A 22,103-nucleotide genomic window follows, 5' to 3' on the forward strand; every position below is an offset into this window, starting at 1 on the left:
TCGCGGGGGTCGTGACCTGCGTCGCTGGCACGCGGAAAATTCTCTGTTACGTTTCCTGAGTATGTCCGTAACGCACTTGATCGAATCCCCGACCAAGGCGGACGGCGCGGAGCTGTGGCGAATCGCGCGTGATTCCGCCAAGCTCGATCTCAACTCGCCGTACGCATACATGCTGTGGTGCCGCGATTTCGCCGAGTCTTCGGTCGTCGCGCGCGAGGATGGCAAGACGGTCGGTTTCGTCATCGCCTACCGCAGACCCGACGAGCCCGCTGCGGCGCTCGTCTGGCAGGTCGCGGTCGACCGTTCGCAGCGCGGAAAGGGCCTGGCCGGGGCCCTGCTCGATGCGCTGTACACGCGCCTGGTCGGTGCGGGCGTGCGTTACCTCGAGACCACGATCACCCCGGACAACGAGGCGTCCATCCGGCTGTTCACGTCGTTCGCGAAGCGGTGGAACGCCGCGGTCGAAACCAGTGTGCTGTTCGAGGGGGCGGATTTCCCCGAAGCCGGGCACCTGCCGGAAGAGCTTTACCGCATCGGTCCGCTGTTGCCGCCGTCGAATCCGGGCGATTAGGAGAGAAAGAAACACATGAGCATCTTCGAAGAGCTCGAATCCGAAGTACGCAGCTACAGCCGCGGCTGGCCGGTCGTGTTCGACCGCGCGCAGGGCAGCCACCTCTACGACGAGAGCGGAAAGCCCTACCTCGACTTCTTCGCCGGGGCCGGCGCGCTGAACTACGGGCACAACAACCCGCAGCTGAAGCAGGCCCTGATCGACTACATCCAGCGCGACGGCGTCACCCACGCGCTGGACATGTTCACCGTGGCCAAGCGCGACTTCCTGCAGAGCTTCCGCGACAAGGTCCTCGACCCGCGCGGCCTGAACTACAAGGTCGTGTTCCCGGGTCCGGGCGGCGCGAACGCCGTCGAGGCCGCGCTGAAGCTGGCGCGCAAGGTGACCGGCCGCGAGTCGGTCATCAACTTCACCAACGCCTTCCACGGCATGACGCTGGGCGCGTTGTCGGTCACCGGCAACTCGATGAAGCGCGGCGCCGCCGGCGTCCCGCTGGTGCACGCCACCCCGATGCCGTACGACAAGTACTTCGACGGCGCGATGCCGGACTTCCTGTACTTCGAAAAGCTTCTGGAGGACTCCGGCAGCGGGCTCAACGAGCCGGCCGCGGTGATCGTCGAAGGCGTGCAGGGCGAGGGCGGCATCAACGCCGCGCGCCTGGAGTGGCTGAAGGGGCTCGACGACCTCTGCAAGCGCCACAACATCCTGCTGATCCTCGACGACGTCCAGATGGGCTGCGGCCGCACCGGCCCGTTCTTCTCCTTCGAGGACGCCGGGATCACGCCGGACATCGTCTGCCTGTCGAAGTCCATCAGCGGTTACGGCATCCCGATGGCCCTGACGCTCATCAAGCCGGAGCTGGACGTCTGGGAGCCGGGCGAGCACAACGGCACCTTCCGCGGCATCAGCCCGGCGTTCGTCACCGCCAAGGAAGCGATCGACCTCTACTGGAGCGACGACGCGCTCGAGAAGTCGACCAAGGCCAAGGGCGAGCGCATCGCGAGCGCGTTCAGCGGGATCGTCGAGGCCTACCCGGAGGCGAACCTGACCGCCAAGGGCCGCGGCCTCGCGCGCGGCCTCGAGTTCGCGAACGGCGACCTGGCCGGCCGGGTCTGCGCGGAAGCGTTCGCCCGCGGCCTGCTGATGGAAACCTCCGGCCCCGACGGCGAAGTCATGAAACTGCTGCCGCCGCTGACGCTGACCGACGACGAACTGACCCAGGGCCTGTCGATCATCGACGAGTCCGTCAAAGCCGTACTGAAGAAGTAAAGGAGTTCGCCCGTGCTCGTCCGCACACTCGACGAGGTCACCGACACCGACGCCGACATCAAGACCGAGAACTGGCGCAGCAAGCGGATCATCCTCGCCAAGGAGGGCGTCGGTTTCTCGGTGCACGAGACCACGCTCTACGCGGGGACGGTCAACGACTTCTGGTACGCCAACCACATCGAGGCGGTGTTCATCACCTCCGGTGAAGGCGAGATCGAAGATCTGGCCACCGGTAAGGTGTACGAGCTCAAGCCCGGCACGCTCTACCTGCTCAACGACCACGACAAGCACCAGGTCCGGCCGAAGACCGAGATCAAGTGCGTGTGCGTGTTCAACCCCCCGGTGACCGGCCGCGAGGTGCACGACGAAAACGGCGTGTACCCGCTGATCACCGAGGACGCGTAAACCGGAGAGGCAACAGGAGGCGAAGCCCGTGACGCTGACGGACACCCGGGTCGACGACGCTTACCCGACCCGGATCACCGGTACGCCGGAGCACCTGCCGCGCGTGCACCCCACGGTGTGGGGTACCGAAGCCGACGGCCCGATCGACGCCGCCACGCTGGCGAACCACGAGACCAAGGGCTACACCGTGGTCGAGGACATGCTCTCCGTGGGCGAGGTGCAGACGTACTGGCAGGAGCTGGTGCGGCTGTCCTCCGACCGGGAGCTCGCCCGGGACGAGCGCGTGATCACCGAGGCGAAGACCGGTGAGGTCCGGTCGATCTTCGACGTCCACGAGATCTCCGGCCTGATCGCCGAGCTGGTGCGCGACCCGCGCGTGCTGGACCGGGCCCGGCAGCTGCTCGGCTCCGAGGTGTACGTCCACCAGAGCCGCGTCAACTACATGCCGGGGTTCAAGGGCACCGGGTTCTACTGGCACTCGGACTTCGAAACCTGGCACGCGGAGGACGGCATGCCGTCGCCGCGCGCGGTCAGCTGCTCGATCGCGCTGACCGACAACCACCCGTTCAACGGCGGCCTGATGATCATGCCGGGCTCGCACCGGACGTTCGTCCAGTGCGCCGGCGAGACGCCGGAGGCGAACTACAAGAGCTCGCTCAAGGACCAGCGGGTGGGCGTGCCGGGCGAGGACGACATCACGAAGATGGCGGCCGAACACGGCATCGACCAGTTCACCGGCCAGGCGGGCTCGGCGCTGTGGTTCGACTCGAACGTCATGCACGGCTCGGGCAACAACATCACCCCGTACCCGCGCTCGAACATCTTCCTGGTGTTCAACAGCGTGGACAACGCCCTGCAGGAGCCGTTCGCGGCGAGCGCGCCGCGGCCCGCGTTCATCGCCGGCCGCGACTCGGCGCCGATCACCAGGTAGGCCGAACCCTGACCCGCCGGTGACCGGCCCGGTGCGCTTTGTTACCGTGTCGCCACCGCGTGGGCGTGTGGTCCGCGCAACACGTCTTCGCGGACGAACGGCGGCGGGTGCTTCGCTCGGGGTGAGCACACCCGCCCGGACGGCCACGGCGACGGACGGGCGGACCGGCCCCCTGGCGGCCCGGCCGGAAGTTCAGCACGACCCCGTACCACCGGATCGGGACCGGTGGTACGGGGTCGTGTCATGTCCGTACCCGGCCGTCGGCCACGCGTACCCACGTGGCCGACACCTTTACCCGGATGGACGACACGCGCCGCCCGTCCGGGTGCGCCGTGTCGTCCGGCGGGGTCCGCGTGTCGTCCGGTCGGGTACTCCGGTGGATGCCGTACGCCCCGGACACCAGTACAGCGGAATCCGCAGCGCTACGAAACGTCCTGGTCCCGGCCCGGCCGGGTGGTATTCGCCGACGGGCGATCACGGTAGGTTGACTTCTCCGGCGGGGGCGACGCCGGCACACCGTGGAACCGGGGAGGTGGGCGCGCGCATGGCCCGGACCCGACTCCAGCTGCTCGGGCCCGTCCAGCTGTTCCACGGCGACGACCCCGTCCCGATCGGCGGTCCCGGTGTCCGCGGCCTGCTCGCGCTGCTGGCGCTCAAGCCCGGCAAGGTCGTCGGGCTCGACGAGATCATCGACGCGCTGTGGGGCCACGACCCGCCCGCGACCGCCCGCACCATCGTCCACGGCAACGTCTCGCACCTGCGCCGGATCCTGCGCGACCTGGACGGCCTGAGCATCCTCACCACGCCGCCGGGCTACCGGCTGGACGTCGAACCCGACCGGATCGACGTCCACCGGGCGCGCACGCTGCTGGACCGCGCGGCGGTGGCCACCCCGGAGGTCGCGGCCGCGCTGCTGGCCGAAGCGCTCGCGCTGTGGCAGGGCCCGGCGCTGGGCGGGGTGCCCGACTCCCTGCGGGCGCCCGAGCTGGAGGACCTCCGCCTCGCCGTGCACGGCGCCCGCGTCGACGCCGACCTCGAACTCGGCCGGCACGCGGAGCTGATCGTCGAGCTCAGCCCGATCGTCCGGGCCGATCCGCTGGCCGAGCGGACCGCCGGGCAGCTGATGCGGGCGCTGTACCACGCGGGCCGCCGCGGGGACGCGCTCGAGCTGTACCGGACCGTCTCCCGCGCGACCCTGCGCACCCTCGGTGTCGAGCCCGGCGCCGAGCTGCGCTGGCTGCACGAACGGGTGCTCAACGACGACCTCCCGGCGCGCAACGTCGTTGCCCCCGCCACCGGCAGCGAGCCGGCGAAAGCGATTTCGCAGCTGCCCGGCGCGGTGCCGAGCCTGGCCGGCCGGGCCGGCGAGCTGGCCTGGCTCGACGGCCTGGTCGCCCGCGTCGAAGCCGGGGAGACGACGATCGCGGTGGTCACCGGGACCGCCGGCGTCGGCAAGAGCACCCTGGTCGTGTGGTGGGCGCACCGGGTCGCGTCCCGGTTCCCGGACGGCGTGCTGTTCGCGTCGCTGCGCGGCTTCGACCCGCACCACCCGCCGCTCGAGCCGGCCGAGCTGCTGACGCAGTTCCTGCTCGGCCTCGGCGTCGACACCGCGAAGATCCCGGAGCTGCTGCACGAACGCGTCGCGCTCTACCGGTCGCTGATCGCCGGCCGGCGGATGCTGGTGCTGCTCGACGACGCCCGCACCGCCGAGCAGGTGCGCCCGCTGCTGCCGCCGAGCGCGCGGACGATGACCGTGGTGACCAGCCGGTCGCGCCTCGACGGGCTCGCCGTGTCGAACGCGGCCAAGCAACGCGTCCTGGGCACCCTGGCGCCCGAGGACGCCGTGCAGCTCATCGAGGAGCTCGCCGGTCCGGCGAGCCTCAACCACGCCCTCGCGCGGCTGTGCGGCTACCTGCCGCTGGCGTTGCGGATCGCGGGCGCCCGGCTCTCGGCGAGCGCGCAGCGGACCGCGGAGGAGCTCGTGGACGAGCTCGGCAACGAACGCACCCGGCTGGCGGCGCTGCAGGTCGACGGCGCCGACGACAGCGTGCGAGTCGCCTTCGACGTCTCCTTCCGCGGGCTGCCCGGCGAGATCGCCGAGACGTTCCTGCAGCTGGGCACGATCCCCGGGGTGCTGGTCGGGCCGCACGTGATGGCCGCGGTCGCGCAGATCCCGGTGGCCGAGGCCCGGCGGCGGCTGCGGGCGCTGGCCGCGCACAACCTGCTGGCCGAGACCGGCCGGGACGTCTTCGTGCCGCACGACCTCGTCTGGCTGTACCTGCGCGAGCTCGCGGAAAAGGAGCTCGGGGAGAAGGACCGGGACGAGGCACTGGGCTGGACCATCCGCTACTACCAGGCGGTGGCCGACCGGGCGCGGCGCCGGCTGGGCCGGGTCGCCGACCCGCTCGGCTTCGCCCACGTGCTCGCCGACGACGCGATGCCGCCGCTGCCCGGCTTCGCCGAGGCGCAGGACTGGTTCGCGGCCGAGTGGCCGAACCTCCTGGCCGTCCTCGACGCCGCCTACGCCGCGGGCCGCCACGACGACGTCTGGCGGCTGGCCCGGCTCGGGCACAGCTACCGGATCGCCTGCCCGCTGCTGGACGAGTGGACGCGGATGGCCGACCTCGGTGTCGCCGCCGCCGAAGCCGCGGGCGACGTCGCGGGGCAGTGCTGGCTGCTGCTCGCGCGGTGCGAGATCGCGCTGACCTTCGAGCTGCCGGGGTCCGGGCTCGCCGACGCCGAACGGGCGGCGGAGCTGTCCGCCGCACTCACCGACCGGCGGCTGGGCACGTCGGTGGACCTGCACCTCGGGCGCGCCCTGAGCCGGCTCGGCGAGCACGAGAAGGCCATCGCGCGGCTCACCAAAGCCGTCGAGGAGGCGCCGGACGTCACGCTGCGCGGGCAGGCGCTCAGCAGCTGCGCGCAGGCGGAGAAGCGGGCGGGCCGGCTCACCGACGCGATCGCCCACCAGCGCGCCGGCCTGCGGATCGACCGCGAACTCGGCGACGACGACCGGGTCGTCGTCGCGCTGGACAAGCTGGCCGAGCTCAGCCTGCGGGCCGGGGACGTCGAGGCGGCCGAGCGGAACGTCTGGGAGGGGATCGACCTCGCGATCAGCCGCGGGTTCGTCGCGCGGGAGGGCGGCCTGCGGCTGACGCTCGGCCGGGTGCTGCGGACCCGCGGCGATCTCGACGGCGCGCGGGAACAGCTGGCGTTGTCCGTGCGCATTTACGAGCGCGTGCACCCGAAGCTCGTCGGTGAGGTCCGCGCCGAACTCGCCGATCTCCGGTGAAGGTTTCCGGCGGTTTTCCGGGTTCGGGTTGCGAATGGGTCACGGCGGGGGCCCGTGCGCTGAATCCTTAGTGGATTCTTAGTGGGTGCGGGCGGTGTCCGCGTAGGTTCGGCGGTGCCGGCTGAGCCCTAGGGGAGGGGCAGGCTGAGACGCCGGTGCCGGGCCCCGCGCGGGAAACCGCCGCGGGGCCGGGAGCCGCCAGGAGCGGCTCGTGGCGGCCCGGCCGGCCGAGATGGGGGTAGGCCGGCCGGTCGCCAGGCGCTCAGCCCACGTTCGCCGTGCAGAGCGCGATCGTCGTCCCGCTGTTTTCCGCGACCTTCTTGCCGTCGACCAGAATGGCGCACTTGATTTCGTTGTCCACATTCGCGTTGCGCGTGTCCGCGGTGAGCGTCAACAGATACGAACCACTGTTGTAGGAGGCCTGGCCCTGCCACGCGTCGGTGCTCGCGGGCGCGTTTTCCGTGCGCTGGTCGCTGAGGCTGCCGTAGCGCACGGTCGCGCCGCCGGCCGAGGTGACCTGGAAGATCACGGCGTGCTTGTCGCCGGCCACCGAGGGCAGGTGCAGCCCGGACTCCCCGCCGCCCAGGAAGGTCGTGTACAGCAGCATCCCGGCCGCCGTGAGCAGCGCCGCGACCGAGACGGTGGTGGCGGTGATCGCCAGCCCGCGGTCGCCCGCGGTGCCCTTCTTGACCTGGACCAGCCCGGCGACGGCCAAGACCAGCCCGAGCCCGCCCAGTGGCCACGCGACGAACTCGACATCGGGGACGAACGTGACGACCAGGGCGGCCGTGCCGAGCAGCAGGCCGACGATCGCCAGGATGTTCCGGCCGGACCGCGCGTTGGCTCGACGACGCTCCGTGGCCGTCACCGGCGGCGCGGGTCTTCCGTGGCGCGCGGTGGTCGGCGGGTACTGCGGGTCGGTCATCATGCGGGCCCCTTCGGGTGGGAGTGCGACGACGTTAACCCATAAGTGTGGCCCCGAACGAAATTGTTACATTCTGGAAAAAGTCATTGTCCCACCATTTTGCGTCAGGTATCGGTATTTCCTGACATCGCGGGCAGGGTGTGACCCGGTGATCAATGGGAAGAATATCGGAGTTCCCACTATTCGACGCGGCCTTCGGCGACCTCGCAGCCGGTATCGTAAATACCGTACGGACATCCGGGCACCACCGTGAGGCTTACGACGACCGTAGGTCACAGCGTTCAAGACGAAGGTCGCATACCGGACTTCTCAGTCGAAAAGGCTTACTTCCGGGGTGATTTCGAGCAGTTCGAAGACGGGCCGGCCGCGGCGGCCGTCGATCGTCGTCGTGCGCACGACGCGCAACCGGGCGGTCACCGGGCGGTCGAGGTTCTCCTTGATCTCGTCGAGCAGGTCCGGCGCCACCGCGCCCTGGATCGTGCCGCCCGATTCGCGGTCGAGGTAGAAGATCCGCCGCCGGGTGCGGACGCCGTCGAGCCGCCCGCGGACCGTCTCGTAGCCGACCTCTTCGCGGGACTCGCGGAGGCTGCCCTGCAGGATCCGGGCCTGTTCGGTGGTCATGCTGCGGGTGACCCGCTCGCCCGCGGTCGGGGTCAGCGCCATCCCGATGCCCGCGTTCTTCGCGACGGCGTTGACGATGTCGCTCACCGCGTTGCGGACGGTGTCGCGCTGCAGCAGGACGGCGTCGAGGGCGCCGTCGTCCGAGCCGTTCGCCGGCAGGAAGTCGCAGAGCTCCTTGACCGCGCGCTCGGACAGCGTCTCGATGCCGTCGACGATCAGCGCGTCGTCGGCCACCGGCTCGGGGAAGCCGAAGAAGATGGCGTTGCCCGCCTGGCCGCGCTGGATCAGCGGCGCCTTGTCCCGGTCGGTCTGCTGGACCTGGGTGACCTCGCCGGAGGGGTTCCGGATGATGTGCCCGATCTTCGCCGTCGCGTCCTGCAGGGCGCGGCTGATGTCGGAGAAGGTGTAGGCGTCGATGGTCTGCTCGCCGATCACCGAGACGTGCAGCAGCGGCGAGCGGGACGTCCGCTCGAACTTCGCGTTGGCCGCCATCGCCGAGGCGCGGGCCAGGTCGTCGAGCCACGTGCCGCCGGGGATTTCGTCGGCGATCCGCCGGAACTCGTTCCTCACCAGATCATCTCCGGGTAGCCCCTGCCGCCTTCGGCCCAGACCTCGGCCCACACGTCTTCGTCGCCGGGGCGGCACAGGAAGCCGTCCAGCATGCCGCCGACGGGTTGTACCTGGTCGAGGTACATGGCCGGCTGCCCGACGATCACCCCGCGCAGGGTGAGCAGGCCGTACAGTGCGGACCGGCCGTCGTCGTCGAGCCGTTTGAGCGCGCCCCACTCGTCCGGGATGAGGACGACGTCGAGCCCGCGCGGCGGGTGGGCGGTCCGGGTGACGAGCTCGCCGCCGATCCAGGCGCGGCCGGACGGCATGATCCGCCGGGCGACGCCGAGGTAGCTGTTGAGCGCGCTGAAGAGGATTTCGCGCTCGTTCTGGTGCGGGGCGTCGAAGACCAGCCGTTCGTACACGTCGGCCAGGTCGCAGGCGTGCCGGCCCGGCGGCAGGACCTGCTGCGACGTCCAATGGGGGAGCGCCACGCCACCCCCTTCTCAACCGTCACGCTCACAGTGCGTAGCGGAATTTACCAGGATGGGTGTCAGCTTCCGCGCCCAGGCTGGTGCGGCCACTGCGGGGTGGCCTCTTCGGACTCGGGCCAGGCCGGTTCGTCCTCGGTCGGCCAGTCTTCGGCCTCCGCCCCGCGCTGCGGCGGAAGCGGCAGGTGCCCTTCCCGGTGCCCGACGGGCTCGGGCTCGTCGGGGGCGGGCGGCCGGCGCTCCGGCTCGTGCTGCGCCCAGGCGGCGGGGATGAACTGCGTCTGCTCGGTCGACAAGGGCGGCGGCGCCGGTTCGTACTCCGGTTCGTACTCGGGTTCGGGTTCGGGTGCCGGCTTGGGTCGTTGCGCGGCCCGCAGGAGCAGCCACGAGGTGAGCGCACCGAGCGCGAAGGCGACGACCAGCCACAGCCAGATCTGCCCGAACAGCCACAACATCCGCGATCACCCCTTAGACGACTGTGATTTCGACGCGCCGGTCTTCTTCGCCGTCACCGGCCGGCCGGGTGTCGCCCAGCCCCCGGTAGGTCACCCGGCTGACGGCCAGCCCGTTGCCGGTGAGGATCCGCGCGACGGCCCGCGCCCGGTCCCGCGACAGTCTCAGGGCGGCGCTCTCCCCACCGGGCCCCCGGGCGACGTGCCCGGTGACCCGGTACCGGAACCCGGCCGGCGCCTTGGCGAGGGCGATCGCGATGCCGCGCGCGGCCTGCGTCCCATCGGCGGTGAGCCGGGCGGAGTCGGGTTCGAAGCTGATCGGCGTCTCGGTGAGCATCCGATCGATCTCGGCCTGAACCCCGGCCTTGTCGGTGGGCGGCGGCGCGGTAGTGGTGGTGGTCGGCGGCGGCGAGCTGGTGGTGGTGGGGACGGTGCTGCTCGGCGGGCTCGCGGTGGTGCTGGGAGCGAGGGGGACGACGTCCCCGGTGACCTTGGCGGCCCGGACACCATCGACGCCCTGGACGACTTCGAGAGCTCGCAGCGCCTGGTCGGGCGGGAAGCCGCTGAGGATGGCATCCCGCCCGTCGAACCGGACATCCCCGGTCGGAAGGCCCGCTTCGAAGAGGGCGGTCTGGGCGCGGGCGGCGAGATCGCGTTCCATGCCCCCGGACTGAGCCCAGGTGGCGACCCCCGCAAGCAGTGCTGTGACCAGCACCGCGATCGGGACCACGAGGATCCAGCGCCGACCACCGGACATAAGGGGACTTTAAGCCGGGTGCGACGGGTTGGCGACCTGAATCCGGGTGGTATCCACAAGTTGTCCCCAGGCAAGTCGACATGTGGACAACTCGGGGGCGGGTGATCGGCCGGGCACGTTCTGTCGGAGGTGGCGGATAGGCTGGATACCGGGGGGCGCAGCCCCAGGAAGTTTGCGGTTTTGCGGCGGGCGAGGCGGCGGGGATCGGGCGCGCGGGGTTGCCTGCCGGGGCTGGCTGCGGCCGGGGCGGGATGCCTGCCGGGCCTGCCGCGGCCGGCTGGTGCCGCGGGGGCTGAGGCCGCCGGTCCGCCTGCCGAGGCTGGCTGCTGCCGGAGCCCGGGCGAGGCTGCGGGGCCCGAGGATTGGCGGGGTGGCGAGGGGCTGCTCATCGGGCGCCGGCTGCTGCCGTGGGGCGGCATGCCTGCCGGGCCGAAAGTCTGCCGGGCCGCGCGCGGCTTCCCGGGGTCGGCGGCCTCTTTGGCGGGGCTCGCTCAGCCAGAAGCTGCTGGGCCAGGGGGTTTGCCGGGCCGAAGGCGCCTTCGAGGGGCTGGGTGGCTATTTGGCAGGGGCTCGCTCAGCCAGAAGCTGCCTAGCCAGGGCAGCCAAGCGGCCGCCGAGCCAAGAGCCCGCCAACGGCCGCCGAGCGGCCGCCGAGCCAAGGCCCGCCGAGCCGCCCCCTGTGGCCCCTAATCCCCCTCCCGCTCCCAACCCCTCAACTAGCCTGCTGCTGAGCCTGGTCCGAAACCGGCACCTCAAGCACCTCCAGCGGCACCAAAGGCACCAGCTTCGGCCGCTTGGGCGACAACCCGTCCCCCATCGACTCGCCGCGGATCTGCCGCCGGATCCACGGCAGCAAATGCACCTTCGTCCACGTCAGATCCGACCGCCGCGAGTCGATCCAGCGGCTCGGGACCACCTCCGCGGGCCATGGCTCGCGCCAGTCGCTCTCCACCGGGATGCCCAGGACCTCCGCCGCCTTCAGGGCGATGCGGCGGTGGGCCTCCGGGGAGAAGTGCAGGCGGTCGTCGCTCCAGGCTCGGCGGTCGTGGAGGGGGCCCATTGTCCACAGGTCGACCATGCGGGCTCCGTAGCGCTCGGCGATCGCCCACAGGTTCGTGTTGTAGATCGCCACCTTGCCGCGCAGGACCGACATCACCGACAGGACCTTCGTGTCCGGGCCGTTGAACATCAGCACCGGGATGCCCGCCTCGCGCAGCTTCGCGACGCCCTCCTCCAGGCGTTCGGTGACCGCGTCGACGTCCGCGCCCGGCACGATGATGTCGTTGCCGCCCGCGCACAGCGTGACCACGTCCGGCTTGAGCTCCAGCGCGATCGGCAGCTGCTCGTCCAGGATCTCGTCGAGCATCTTGCCGCGCAGGGCCAGGTTGGCGTAGCGGAAGTCGTTCCGGCCGCCCGCCAGGACCTCCGCCAGGCGGTCGGCCCACCCCCGGAAGGAGCCGTCCGGCAGACCGTCGTTGAGGCCCTCGGTGAAGCTGTCACCGAGCGCCACATAGCTGTCGAATCCGTACACGTTGGGTCCCCTTCCCATCCCTGCGACCGACACACCCCGACGTGTAGTTGTACACCTCAACTAACCATCGGCCGCAAACCCGCTCCACCCCCGAGCGTTCAGTCTGCGGTAACAGTGTCTTATCTTGTCGGCCTTCTCCGCCTCTCTATTACGTAGTCTTCACCTTCGGCATGCCGTGAAACAGCACACTGGGAGGCAAACAGGGGCCCCGATGTGGCGAAAATCTCCCTGGCCGGGGCGTCTCGGACGGGATCCGGCAGGCTGGAGACGTGCCCGCAGAACCCCGTGAGTCGCTCGCGCAGATCCTCGGCGGCCGCCAGGGCGCCCTCGACGCCAGCATCCCGCCGGTCGGCTTCGTCGCCGGCTGGCTCGCAGCCGGGCAGTCCGTCGCCTGGGGCGCCGGCGCCGCCATCGTGGTCGCCGTGGCGCTCGGGATCTACCGGTACGCCCGCGGCGGCAAGGTGCGGGCGCTGGTCGTCAGCCTGGCCGCCGTTGTCGCGGCCGCGCTGATCGCCCTGCACACCGGCCGCGCCCAGGACTTCTTCCTGCTGCAGCTGATGTCCAATGTGGCCAGCGCGCTGCTGTGGGCGGCCAGCATCGTCGTGCGCTGGCCGCTGCTCGGCGTGGTCGTCGGCCTGGTGCTGGGCCAGAAGACGCGCTGGCGCCGCGACCCGGCGCTGCTGAAGGCGTACTCGCGCGCCAGCTGGGTCTGGGTTTTCGGCCAGTACACGCTGCGCGTGGTCGTCTACGGCCTGCTGTGGTGGTCCGGCCAGGTGATCGCGCTGGGCGTGGCCCGCACGGTGCTCTCGTGGCCGCTGGTCGCGCTGACCGTCGCGGTGAGTGGCTGGGTGCTCTACCGGGCGTTACCGCCGGAGCACCCGGGCCTGCGCCTGGCTCCCGAAACCCGCTCGGACGACGTACCCGGGGCATAAGGCGGCCCCCGGCGAGGGGGGAGGGTCCGGGGGCCACTGCCTACGGTACCCGGCCGACCCGGGTTCAGTCGACGTTTTCGCGGCTTTGCGCCGCGTTTTGCTCGAGATCCTTATGCCGGGGGCCGCGGTGTGCCCTCGCCGAAGGCGTCCACGGCGGCGAGCCAGGCGGCCCCGAGCACGCCATCGGAGCTGGTCAGCACCTCGAGACCGGCCAGCCGATGGCGCACGAGCGCGCCGACCGGGCTCGCTCCGGTGAGCACCGAGCCGACGAGCACGACCGGAGTCGACTCGCCGGGCTCGCGCGCCGCGAGGGCGTTCGCGACCAGGAGCTCGGCCGCGCGGGCGACGATCTCCCGGGCCGCCGGTTCACCCGCGTCGTGCGCCGCGCTCACCAGCGGGGCGAACCGGGCGAGCCGCACCGGCGCCTCGGCGTTGGCCGCCGTGATCAACGCGCGGGACGCGGCGAGCCGGCCGGCGTCGGTCCGGACGTCCAAACCGGACGGTCCGAGCGCGGCGGCGAGCACCGCCGACGGGAGCCCGTCGAGCGGCCGCCCGCGGCCCAGAGCCTCCAAAGTGGAACGGACGGCTTCGCGGCCGAGCCAGAACGCGGAGCCTTCGTCGCCGAGCAGCCAGCCGTAGCCGCCCGTGGTGCCGGCGAGACGGCGCTTGCGGATCCGGCCGGCGATCGAACCGGTGCCGGCGACGAGGACCGTGCCGTCCGGCGCCGATGTCGCCGACGCGTACGCCACTTCGGCGTCGGCGACGGTCCGGACGACACACGTGAGACCGATTCGCGTCCACGCCGCGTCGAAGACCGTCGCCACGCCCGCGTCGCTCAGCTTGCTGACCCCGGCCATCCCCACGACGCACGCCCGCACGGCGCCGGGGTCGTACGCGCCGAGCGCCGCGGTGATCGCTCCGGCGATCCGGCCCGCGGCGACCTCGGGCGCGTGCGCGTTCGGGTTGGCGCCATCGCCGCGCCCGGTGCCCAGCACCGCGCCGGCGGCGTCGACCAGGGCGGCCCTGGTCGACGTCCCGCCGGCGTCGACGCCGATCGCGAAGCTCACCTCGTCTTGGTCACCTTCAGCAGGCCGCGCGGGCTGTCCGGGTCGCCGCCGCGAGCCAGCGACAGGCCGAGCGCGATCCGCTGGATCGGCAGGATCTCCAGGATCGGCGCCAGCTCCTCGACCGTCGGCGCGACGTCGATGCGCAGCGCCGCGGGCACCTCGGCGGCGGCCGAACCGACCGCGAGGACGTCCGCGCCTCGCTTGCCGACCGCCTCCAGGACCTCGTGCATCGCCCGGCCGCCGTGCCCGGCGCTGGTCACCGCGAGCACGGCGGTCTTGCCGTCGACTGCCGCGACCGGGCCGTGCAGCAGGTCCGCGCCGCTGTACGCGCGGGCCGCGAGGTAGCTGGTCTCGGCGAGCTTGAGCGACCCCTCGAGCGCGCTGGCGTAGGAGTAGCCGCGGCCGGTGGTGAGGACGCGGTCCACGAAGCGGTACCGGTCGACCGCGCGCTGCACGCCCTCTTCGGCGCCGTCGAGGGTCTGCTGCGCCAGCTCGCCGATCTTCTCGGCGTCGGCCGCCTTGCCGCCGCGCACCGCGTCGATCAGCAGGTACAGCGCCATCAGCGTCGCGGAGTACGTCTTGGTCGCCGCGACGGCCTGCTCGACGCCCGCGCCGATGTCGACACCGAGCTCGGACGCCGCCCGCAGCGGCGAGTCCGGCGTGTTGGTGACCGAGACGGTCAGCGCGCCCTGGCGCCGCGCCGTTTCGGTGACCTCGATCAGGTCAGGCGAGCCGCCGCTCTGGCTGACGGTGACGAAAAGCACGTCCCGCAGATCCGGCCGCGCGCCGTACAGCGTGGCCGTGGACGGGGAAACCAGACCGGCCGGAAGGCCGAGCAGTACCTCGATCAGGTACTTCGCGTACAACGCTGCGTGGTCACTCGATCCACGCGCGGCGAGCAAAGCGAACCGCGGAGGGCGTTGTGAGATCTTTTCCGCCACTTCGGCGATTTCCGCCTGACGCGCCACCAGTCCGGCCAGGACGTCCGGCTGCTGGGCGATCTCCGTGGCCATGTGCTCGCCGGGCCGTTGTTCGGTCATCATTTTCCTCTCCACCTCCGGCATTATGTACCGGACTCAGGCGGCGTCGGTCAGGTCTAGACCAATGTTATAGGGGCGGCGCGTTTGGGGAAAAGGGTACGTTTCTTACGGGGACGTGGCGTGCGATGAGGGAAGACATAGGGAGCCGGGCATGTTGGAGACCACCACCACGGGCGAGGCGGGCGCCGTCGCCGGGATGCGCGGGCAGCGCGAGCCCAAGTACTGGGCGTTGAAACAGCACCTCCTCGATCTCCTGGACGTGCTGCCGCCGGGGTCGCCGATCCCGACCGAACGCGCGCTCGCCGGGGAGTTCACGGTCTCCCGCACCACCGTGCGCCAGGCGCTGGCCGACCTGACCGCCGAGGGCCGCCTGCACCGTGTGCAGGGCAAAGGCACCTTCGCGGCCGAGCCGAAGCTCGCCCAGCGGCTGCAGCTGTCCTCCTACACCGAGGACATGCGCAAGCAGGGCCTGAAGCCGTCGTCGAAGCTCCTCGAGGTCGAGGAAATGCCGGTCGAGGGCGATCTCGCGAAGCTGCTCGGAATCCGCACCGGCGCGAAAATCCTCCGCCTTCGACGACTTCGACTGGCGGACTCGCAGCCGATGGCGCTCGAAACGACGCACCTGCCGGTCGGCCGGTTCCGCGGGCTGCGCAAGCACGTTTCGGCCGGCGGTTCGTTGTACGCCGTTCTACGCGAGCACTACGGCGTCGAACTCGAGCGCGCGGAAGAGACGATCGAGACGTCGCTGGCGGGGCCGCAGGAAGCGGAAATGCTCGGCGCGGACGTCGGCATGCCGGTGCTGATGCTGACCCGCCACTCGTTCGCCACCGACGGCAAGCCGGTCGAGTTCGCCCGCTCGGTCTACCGCGGCGACCGCTACAAGTTCGTGACGACGCTGCTGCCGTAGGCGCGCGGTTGACGGGGGTCCCCGGTCACGGTGAAGGTGACCGGGTGACTGCCACTGAAGACACCGGGATCCGGTGGGGTACCGGCGCCGCCCGCGGCCTGCTCGCGACCACCATCCTCGGCTCGGGCATGGCGATGCTCGACGGCACCATCGTCAACGTCGCCCTGCCCCGCATCGGCGCCGAGCTCAACGCCTCCGTCGCCGGGCTCCAGTGGATCCTCGACGGCTACCTGCTGGCGCTCGCCGCGCTGATCCTCGTCGCGGGCTCGCTCGGCGACCGGTACGGCCGGCGCCGCATGTACCTCGTCGGGGTGGTCTGGTTCGGCGTCGCGTCCGGGCTGTGCGCCGCCGCGACGTCCACCGAGATGCTCGTCGCGATGCGGATCCTGCAGGGCATCGGCGGCGCCCTCCTGACGCCGGGGTCGCTCGCGATCCTGCAGTCGTCCTTCGCGCACGACGCCCGCGCCCGCGCGATCGGCGCCTGGTCCGGCCTCGGCGGCATCGCGGCCGCCGCCGGGCCGCTGCTCGGGGGCTTCCTCGTGCAGGTCTGGTCGTGGCGGCTGGCGTTCCTGATCAACGTGCCGATCGCGGTCGCCGTGGTGCTCATGGCCCGGAGGTTCGTCCCCGAATCGCGTGACCCGGACGCCACCGGGCACCCGGACTTCGGCGCCGCCGCGCTCGGCGCCCTCGGCCTCGCCGGGGTGACGGGCGCGCTGGTCGAGGCGCCCGCCCGCGGCGTCGGCGACCCGCTGGTGCTGGTCGCGGGCCTGCTGGGGATCGCCGGGCTGGCCGCGTTCGTCGCCGTCCAGCACCGCTCGCGCGAGCCGCTCGTGCCGCCGTCGCTGTTCCGCGACCGCACGTTCACCCTCTCGAACGCGCTGACCTTCGTCGTCTACGCGGCCCTCGGCGGGGTGATGATGCTGCTGGTCATGCAGCTGCAGGTCTCGCTCGGCTACTCGCCGACCGCGTCCGGGCTGGCCGGGTTGCCGCTGACGGTGATCATGCTGCTGCTTTCCGGCCGCTCCGGCGCGCTCGCGCAGCGCATCGGCCCGCGGACGCAGCTGGTCGTCGGGCCGATCGTGGTCGGCGTCGGGATGCTGCTGATGCTGCGCATCGCGCCGGGCGCGTCCTACCTCGGCGCGGTGCTGCCCGCGGTGGTGGTGTTCGGCCTCGGCCTGGCGACGGTGGTGGCCCCGGTGACCGCGACGGTGCTCGCCGCGGCCCCGGACCGCTACGCCGGCGTCGCGTCCGGCGTCAACAACGCGATCGCCCGATCGGGTGGCCTGCTGGCGGTGGCGGTGCTCCCGGCGGCGGCCGGGCTGACCGGCGAGGCGTACACGGACCCGGTGGCCCTGACGGCGGGCTGGCGGACGGCGCTGGTCATCTGCGCGGCCCTGGCGATTGCGGGCGGCCTGATCGCGCTGGGCATCCACAACGGCGTCCTCGCGCCGCCGTCGTCGTCAGACGCCAAGCCCGACGACGAGTGCCCCCACCTGGGCGACTGCTACCACTGCGGCGTCGAGGGCCCGCCGACGCACATCCGCCGGGGCTCCTCCGTCGCCGGCTCCTAGCCAAAGCGCCCCAATGTGGCGTTGGGCGCGTTGGATGCACCGAACGCCACATTGGGTGCGTTGGACGCACCGAACGCCACATTGGGGTGTTCGGGGCCGGCTCCTAACCCGCCAGGATCTCGGCGAACAGTGCCGGGTCGGCGTTGCCGCCCGAGACGAGGGCGACCGTCTTGCCCGGCGGCAGCTCGTCGGCGTGGGACAGGTACGCCGCCGTTGTCACCGCGCCGCTCGGCTCGGCCACCAGGCGGGCCTTGCGGGCCAGCACGCGGACCGCGTCGCGGATCTCGTCCTCGGTGACCGTCACCATCTGGTCGACCACCTCGCGCAGGTGGGCGAAGGTCAGCTCCGACGGCTGGGAACGCAGGCCGTCGGCGATCGTGCGGGCTCGGTCGGCCTGCGGCCAGCGGACCAGCTCGCCCTGCCGGAGGCTGTCGGCGGCGTCCGCGGCCAGCGCGGGCTCGACACCGATCACGCGCGCCCGCGGGCAGCGGGCCCGGATCGCGGTGCCGACGCCGGCCGCCAGCCCGCCGCCGCTGACCGGCACCAGCACCACGTCGACGTCCGGGAGGTCCTCGGCGATCTCCAGGCCGGCCGTGCCCTGCCCGGCGATGATGGCCGCGTGATCGAAGGGTGGGACGAGGGTCAGCCCGCGTTCGGCGGCCAGTTCACGCGCTTTGCCCTCGTGTTCGCCGATCGGGACCTCGATCACCTCGGCGCCGTAGGAGCGGGTGGCCTCGACCTTGATGCGCGGCGCGACGTCGGGCACGACGATCACCGCGGGCACGCCGTACCGCTGCGCCGCGTACGCGACTGCCTGCGCGTGGTTGCCGCTCGAGTACGCGACGACGCCGCGGGCGCGGGCCGCGTCGTCGAGCGAGGCGATCGCGTTGAACGCGCCGCGCACCTTGAACGCCCCGACCGGCTGCAGGTTTTCGGGTTTGAGCCACAGGGTTCCGCGGGGATCCCAGGTCTGGAGCAGCAGGGGCGTGCGTACGGCGACATCTTCGACGCGCTTCGCGGCGGCCTCGATGTCAGAGATCGTCACCAGTTCCATGTGCCGAGTATGTCAAGAAAGCGTGCGGTTTGGAGTGTCTATTATGGACAGACGACGTGGTCCTCCTCACGCCGTGGCAACGTGGGGAGTGCCTCGCGCGCCTCAGACGTTGGACAGGGGAGAACACGGACTACCTAGATCGGGATCATGACCAAGGAGAAAGCAGCGGCTTCGGCAACGGAGGAGAAGGAAAAGTCGGGCCTGCGGATCGCGCAGGTCCTGGCGGCGGCGCTGGCGGCGGTGACCGCGGCACTGCTCGGCTCGACGCTGGGCGTGGCGGGCACGGTGATCGGCGCCGGCGTGGCGAGCGTGGTGTCGACGGTCGGCAGCGAGCTGTACCTGCGCTCGCTCGAACGCACCCGCGCGGCGGCGCTCAAGGCGCGCCAGCTGGCGACGTCGGGAATCCGGCGGCGCGGCCCGGCGGAGGCGCCCGTGGACATCACCGACCAGCCGACGGTCCAGCTGGAGAAGCCGTCCCGGCTGTCGGCCCGGCTGCGCAAGCTGCGCTGGCCGCTGATCATCGGCACGAGCGTGGCGGCGTTCGCGGTGGCGATCCTGTCGATCGTCGGCTTCGAGTCGGCCACGGGCACCCAGATCGGCGGCGGCACGGGCTCGAGCATCGGCAAGATCTTCACGGGCGGCAGCGGCCACGAGGACAAGACGCCGTCGACCACGCCGGCTCCCAGCACGGAGGACACGCAGGTGTCCCCGACGGAGACGACCACCAGCCCGACCGGCACCTCAACGGCGCCGACACCGTCCGAGACCCCGACGACAACCCCGAGCACGACAACGGACCAGCCGTCGACCTCGGCCCCGGCCACAACGGCCACCCCGCCGACCAGCAAGGGCGCGGCGACGACGCCGACGCCGTGAGTCAGGCCAGGCGCGTCCGGAGGTCGCGTGCCGCGGCTTCGGGGTCTTCGGCTTCGGTGATCGCCCGGACCACCACGATCCGGGACGCGCCTGCTTCCAGCACCGAGGGCAGCCGCGGGCCGTCGATGCCGCCGATTGCGAACCACGGGCGGTCCGGGGCCCACGCCGCGGTCGACCGGACCAGGTCCAGGCCCGGGGCCGGGCGGCCCGGCTTCGTCGGCGTCGGCCAGCACGGGCCAGTGCAGAAGTAGTCCACGCCCGGCTCCGCGGCCGCCGCGAGGGCCTGGTCGAGGGAGTGGGTCGAGCGGCCGATCACGACGTCGTCGCCCAGGATGCGGCGGGCCAAGGGGACCGGGATGTCGTCCTGGCCCAGATGCAGCACGTCGGCCCCGACCGCCAGGGCCACGTCCGCCCGGTCGTTCACCGACAGCAGCGCGCCGTGGCGGGCGCACGCCTCCGCGAGCACCTCCAGCGCCGCGATCTCGCCGGCCGCCTCCAGGGCGCCGGTCTTGTCGCGCAGCTGGATGATGTCGACGCCGCCGGCGAGGGCCGCGTCGGCGAAGGCAGCCAGGTCGCCGCGCGAAGTGCGGGCGTCCGTGCAGAGGTACAGGCGCGCCGAGTCGAGGCGGGCGCGGATCTTGTCACCGGAGAGGGCGGGCATAGCGGCGACCGTACCTGTCCCGTTAAGGTGGAGGTGTCCGCACGGGAGCCCGAGGCACGGGCTGAGAGGGAGCTGCCGCTCCGACCGTGGAACCTGATCCGGGTCATGCCGGCGCAGGGAGCGTGATCCCATGACGAACCTGGCCGTGGTCGGCGGCGGCGTGATCGGCCTGTCCGCAGCGTGGCGCGCCGCGCGCACCGGCCGGGAAGTCACCCTCTACGACCCCGAGCCCGTCCGCGGCGGCGCGTCCTGGCTGGCCGGCGGCATGCTCGCCCCGGTCACCGAGGCGTGGCCGGGCGAGGAGGACGTCCTCCGCCTCGGTGAAGAGTCGCTCAGGCGCTGGCCCGGCTTCGCCCGCGACCTCGCGCAGGAAGGCATCGACCCCGGCCTGGCCGGCCACGGGACGCTCGTCGTCGCCTTCGACAGCGCCGACGCCGGCTACCTGGACATCCTGGCCGGCCACCTGCACGACCTCGGCCGCGCGGCCGAGCGGCTCACCGGCCGGGCGGCCAAGCGGCTCGAACCGGGCCTCGGTTCCGTCCGAAGTGGACTCCACGTGCCCGGCGACCTGGCCGTGGACAACCGGAAACTCCTGCAAGCCCTGTACGCCGCCTGCGTCAACCGCCAAGTCCGGTTCGAACGCCAGCGCGTCGAAGAGCTCCCGGACGCCGAAGCCGTCGTCCTCGCCGCGGGCGCCTGGACCGGACGGCTGCACCCGCAGCTCGCCGACGCCGTCCGCCCGCTCAAGGGCGAAATCCTGCGGCTCAGGCCCCGCCGCGGGTGCCTGCCGCCGCCGGCGCACACCGTCCGGGCCGTCGTCGAGGGCCGGCCGATCTACCTCGTCCCGCGCGGTGACTCCGAGCTCGTCCTCGGCGCCACCCAGTACGAGGCCGGGTTCGACCAGGCCGTCACCGCCCGCGGGGTGCGCGAGCTGCTCGAAGGCGCCGAACGCGTCTTCCCCGCGATCACCGAGTACGAGCTGACCGAGACCGCCGCCGGCCTGCGTGCCGGCAGCCGGGACGCGCTGCCGTACCTCGGCGCCTTGGACGACGGCGTCTTCGCCGCGACCGGGCACCACCGCAACGGCCTGCTGATGGCCCCGGTGACCGCGGACGCCGTGGTCGCCTGGCTCGAGGGGGACGACCCGCCGGAAGGCACCGCGGCCTCGTCCCCCGCCCGCCTGCACCAAAAGGAGCACGTGTGATGGAGATCAAGCTCAACGGCGAATGGACGGCGTTCCCGGACGCCGCCACCGTCGCCGACGTCCTCGACGCCACCGGCGGGCAGCGGCCCGGCATCGCCGTCGCGGTCGACGGCGTCGTCGTCCGCCGCGCCGACTGGGCCACCACCGCCGTCCCCAAGGGTGCGGTCCTCGACGTGCTCACCGCGGTCCAGGGAGGCTGAGATGGACGTGGAACCCCTGGTCATCGGTACGACCAAGCTGACGTCCCGGCTGATCATCGGCACCGGCGGCGCGGCCAACCTCGCCGTCCTCGAACGCGCGCTGGTCGCGTCCGGCACCGAGCTGACCACGGTCGCCATGCGCCGCGCCGACGCCGAGGGCGGCTCCGGCGTCCTCGAACTCCTGAAGCGGCTCGGCATCGAGCTGCTGCCGAACACGGCGGGCTGCCGGACGGCCGCCGAGGCCGTGCTCACCGCGCAGCTCGCGCGCGAAGCCCTGGAAACCGACCTGATCAAGCTCGAGGTCCACGCCGACGACCGGACGCTCCTGCCGGACCCGGTCGAAACGCTCGACGCCGCCGAACGGCTGGCCGCCGACGGGTTCACCGTGTTCGTCTACACGAACGACGACCCGGTGCTCGCGCTGCGCCTGGAGGAGGCCGGCTGCGCCGCGGTGATGCCGCTGGGCGCGCCGATCGGCACCGGCCTCGGGATCCGGAATCCGCACAACATCGAGCTGATCGTTTCGCGGGCGGGTGTCCCGGTGATCCTGGACGCCGGAATCGGTACGGCGTCGGACGCGACCCTGGCGATGGAGCTCGGCTGCGACGCCGTCCTGCTGTCCACCGCCGTCACCCGGGCGGCCGATCCCGAGCGGATGGCCGCGGCCATGCGGGCCGGCGTCCTCGCCGGACGGCTGGCCCGCGAGGCCGGACGCGTTCCGCAGCGCTTCTGGGCGCAGGCGTCGAGTCCACCTCGGTGAACTGCTGGTTTTCTGGGGCTCCGGGTGGCGGAGCCCC

Annotated in this window: 22 protein-coding genes and 1 riboswitch; of the genes, 12 read left to right on the forward strand and 10 right to left on the reverse strand. The window is 72.0% G+C overall.

Features of this window, described 5'->3' with window-relative positions; translation table 11 throughout:
- Positions 1-61: 61 nt before the first annotated feature.
- The 5 genes from ectA (at position 62) to C2L59_RS21045 (ending at position 6,468) form a co-directional block, all read left to right on the forward strand.
- Complete coding sequence (gene ectA / locus C2L59_RS21025; protein ID WP_199199176.1) at positions 62-571, forward strand: diaminobutyrate acetyltransferase; 510 nt, start codon at positions 62-64, stop codon at positions 569-571.
- Between the two features lie 15 nt (positions 572-586).
- Complete coding sequence (gene ectB, locus C2L59_RS21030; protein WP_103351210.1) at positions 587-1,840, forward strand: diaminobutyrate--2-oxoglutarate transaminase; 1,254 nt, start codon at positions 587-589, stop codon at positions 1,838-1,840.
- 12 nt (positions 1,841-1,852) lie between these two features.
- A complete protein-coding gene (locus C2L59_RS21035; protein WP_103351211.1) occupies positions 1,853-2,245 on the forward strand; it encodes an ectoine synthase in 393 nt (130 codons plus the stop codon).
- A 28-nt stretch (positions 2,246-2,273) separates the two neighbouring features.
- On the forward strand, positions 2,274-3,176 hold the full coding sequence (gene thpD / locus C2L59_RS21040; protein ID WP_103351212.1) for an ectoine hydroxylase: 903 nt from the start codon (positions 2,274-2,276) through the stop codon (positions 3,174-3,176).
- A 544-nt stretch (positions 3,177-3,720) separates the two neighbouring features.
- Positions 3,721-6,468, forward strand: coding sequence for a BTAD domain-containing putative transcriptional regulator (locus C2L59_RS21045; protein ID WP_103351267.1), 2,748 nt, complete (start codon positions 3,721-3,723; stop codon positions 6,466-6,468).
- 262 nt (positions 6,469-6,730) lie between these two features.
- On the opposite strand, the gene C2L59_RS21050 is transcribed toward C2L59_RS21045, so the two are convergent.
- The 6 genes from C2L59_RS21050 to C2L59_RS21075 form a co-directional block, all read right to left on the reverse strand.
- Entirely contained in the window at positions 6,731-7,396 is a 666-nt protein-coding gene (locus C2L59_RS21050; protein WP_103351213.1) for a hypothetical protein, read from the reverse strand.
- 306 nt (positions 7,397-7,702) lie between these two features.
- On the reverse strand, positions 7,703-8,584 hold the full coding sequence (locus tag C2L59_RS21055) for a hypothetical protein (protein WP_103351214.1): 882 nt from the start codon (positions 8,582-8,584) through the stop codon (positions 7,703-7,705).
- A complete protein-coding gene (locus tag C2L59_RS21060) occupies positions 8,581-9,057 on the reverse strand; it encodes a hypothetical protein (protein ID WP_103351215.1) in 477 nt (158 codons plus the stop codon). Before C2L59_RS21060 ends, C2L59_RS21055 begins: the two co-directional genes overlap by 4 nt.
- A 59-nt stretch (positions 9,058-9,116) precedes the next feature.
- Positions 9,117-9,509: a hypothetical protein gene (locus tag C2L59_RS21065; protein ID WP_103351216.1), complete on the reverse strand. Its 393-nt coding sequence runs from the start codon at positions 9,507-9,509 to the stop codon at positions 9,117-9,119.
- A 13-nt stretch (positions 9,510-9,522) separates the two neighbouring features.
- A complete protein-coding gene (locus tag C2L59_RS21070) occupies positions 9,523-10,263 on the reverse strand; it encodes an OmpA family protein (protein WP_233223613.1) in 741 nt (246 codons plus the stop codon).
- Positions 10,264-10,975: 712 nt separating this feature from the next.
- A complete protein-coding gene (locus tag C2L59_RS21075) occupies positions 10,976-11,794 on the reverse strand; it encodes an SGNH/GDSL hydrolase family protein (protein ID WP_103351217.1) in 819 nt (272 codons plus the stop codon).
- A gap of 269 nt (positions 11,795-12,063) precedes the next feature.
- Here C2L59_RS21075 and C2L59_RS21080 point away from each other — a divergent pair, with 269 nt between their 5' ends.
- Entirely contained in the window at positions 12,064-12,726 is a 663-nt protein-coding gene (locus C2L59_RS21080) for a DUF3159 domain-containing protein (protein ID WP_103351218.1), read from the forward strand.
- 110 nt (positions 12,727-12,836) lie between these two features.
- On the opposite strand, the gene C2L59_RS21085 is transcribed toward C2L59_RS21080, so the two are convergent.
- Entirely contained in the window at positions 12,837-13,793 is a 957-nt protein-coding gene (locus C2L59_RS21085) for an N-acetylglucosamine kinase (protein WP_103351219.1), read from the reverse strand.
- On the reverse strand, positions 13,790-14,836 hold the full coding sequence (locus C2L59_RS21090; RefSeq protein WP_103351220.1) for an SIS domain-containing protein: 1,047 nt from the start codon (positions 14,834-14,836) through the stop codon (positions 13,790-13,792). The genes C2L59_RS21085 and C2L59_RS21090 overlap by 4 nt, the downstream gene beginning before the upstream one ends.
- Positions 14,837-14,984: 148 nt before the next feature.
- Here C2L59_RS21090 and C2L59_RS21095 point away from each other — a divergent pair, with 148 nt between their 5' ends.
- Together C2L59_RS21095 and C2L59_RS21100 are read left to right on the forward strand one after the other, a co-directional pair.
- On the forward strand, positions 14,985-15,740 hold the full coding sequence (locus tag C2L59_RS21095) for a GntR family transcriptional regulator (protein WP_103351221.1): 756 nt from the start codon (positions 14,985-14,987) through the stop codon (positions 15,738-15,740).
- Between the two features lie 44 nt (positions 15,741-15,784).
- Positions 15,785-17,311, forward strand: a complete 1,527-nt coding sequence (locus C2L59_RS21100; RefSeq protein WP_103351222.1) for an MFS transporter — start codon at positions 15,785-15,787, stop codon at positions 17,309-17,311.
- A 103-nt stretch (positions 17,312-17,414) separates the two neighbouring features.
- Here the strand turns inward: C2L59_RS21100 and C2L59_RS21105 are convergent, their stop codons facing one another.
- Positions 17,415-18,365 (reverse strand): threonine/serine dehydratase, encoded by a 951-nt coding sequence (locus C2L59_RS21105; RefSeq protein ID WP_103351223.1) that lies wholly within the window; start codon positions 18,363-18,365, stop codon positions 17,415-17,417.
- Positions 18,366-18,512: 147 nt separating this feature from the next.
- Between C2L59_RS21105 and C2L59_RS21110 the strand changes: the two genes are divergently transcribed.
- Positions 18,513-19,241 carry a hypothetical protein gene (locus tag C2L59_RS21110; protein WP_103351224.1) on the forward strand — a complete coding sequence of 243 codons (729 nt, stop codon included), beginning with the start codon at positions 18,513-18,515 and terminating at the stop codon, positions 19,239-19,241.
- Between the two features lies 1 nt (position 19,242).
- On the opposite strand, the gene thiE is transcribed toward C2L59_RS21110, so the two are convergent.
- Positions 19,243-19,902 carry a thiamine phosphate synthase gene (thiE, locus tag C2L59_RS21115; RefSeq protein ID WP_103351225.1) on the reverse strand — a complete coding sequence of 220 codons (660 nt, stop codon included), beginning with the start codon at positions 19,900-19,902 and terminating at the stop codon, positions 19,243-19,245.
- A 31-nt stretch (positions 19,903-19,933) separates the two neighbouring features.
- A riboswitch (TPP riboswitch) is annotated at positions 19,934-20,039 on the forward strand.
- Here thiE and thiO point away from each other — a divergent pair.
- From thiO to C2L59_RS21130, 3 genes are all read left to right on the forward strand, one after another.
- The gene (gene thiO, locus C2L59_RS21120) at positions 20,033-21,106 is read left to right on the forward strand and encodes a glycine oxidase ThiO (RefSeq protein ID WP_103351226.1); all 1,074 of its coding nucleotides are present in this window, start codon (positions 20,033-20,035) and stop codon (positions 21,104-21,106) included. It overlaps the preceding riboswitch by 7 nt.
- Entirely contained in the window at positions 21,106-21,306 is a 201-nt protein-coding gene (gene thiS / locus C2L59_RS21125) for a sulfur carrier protein ThiS (protein ID WP_103351227.1), read from the forward strand. Before thiO ends, thiS begins: the two co-directional genes overlap by 1 nt.
- A gap of 1 nt (position 21,307) precedes the next feature.
- Positions 21,308-22,066 carry a thiazole synthase gene (locus C2L59_RS21130; protein WP_103351228.1) on the forward strand — a complete coding sequence of 253 codons (759 nt, stop codon included), beginning with the start codon at positions 21,308-21,310 and terminating at the stop codon, positions 22,064-22,066.
- Positions 22,067-22,103: the final 37 nt, after the last annotated feature.

Source organism: Amycolatopsis sp. CA-128772 (assembly GCF_002904295.1).
Classification (GTDB): domain Bacteria; phylum Actinomycetota; class Actinomycetes; order Mycobacteriales; family Pseudonocardiaceae; genus Amycolatopsis.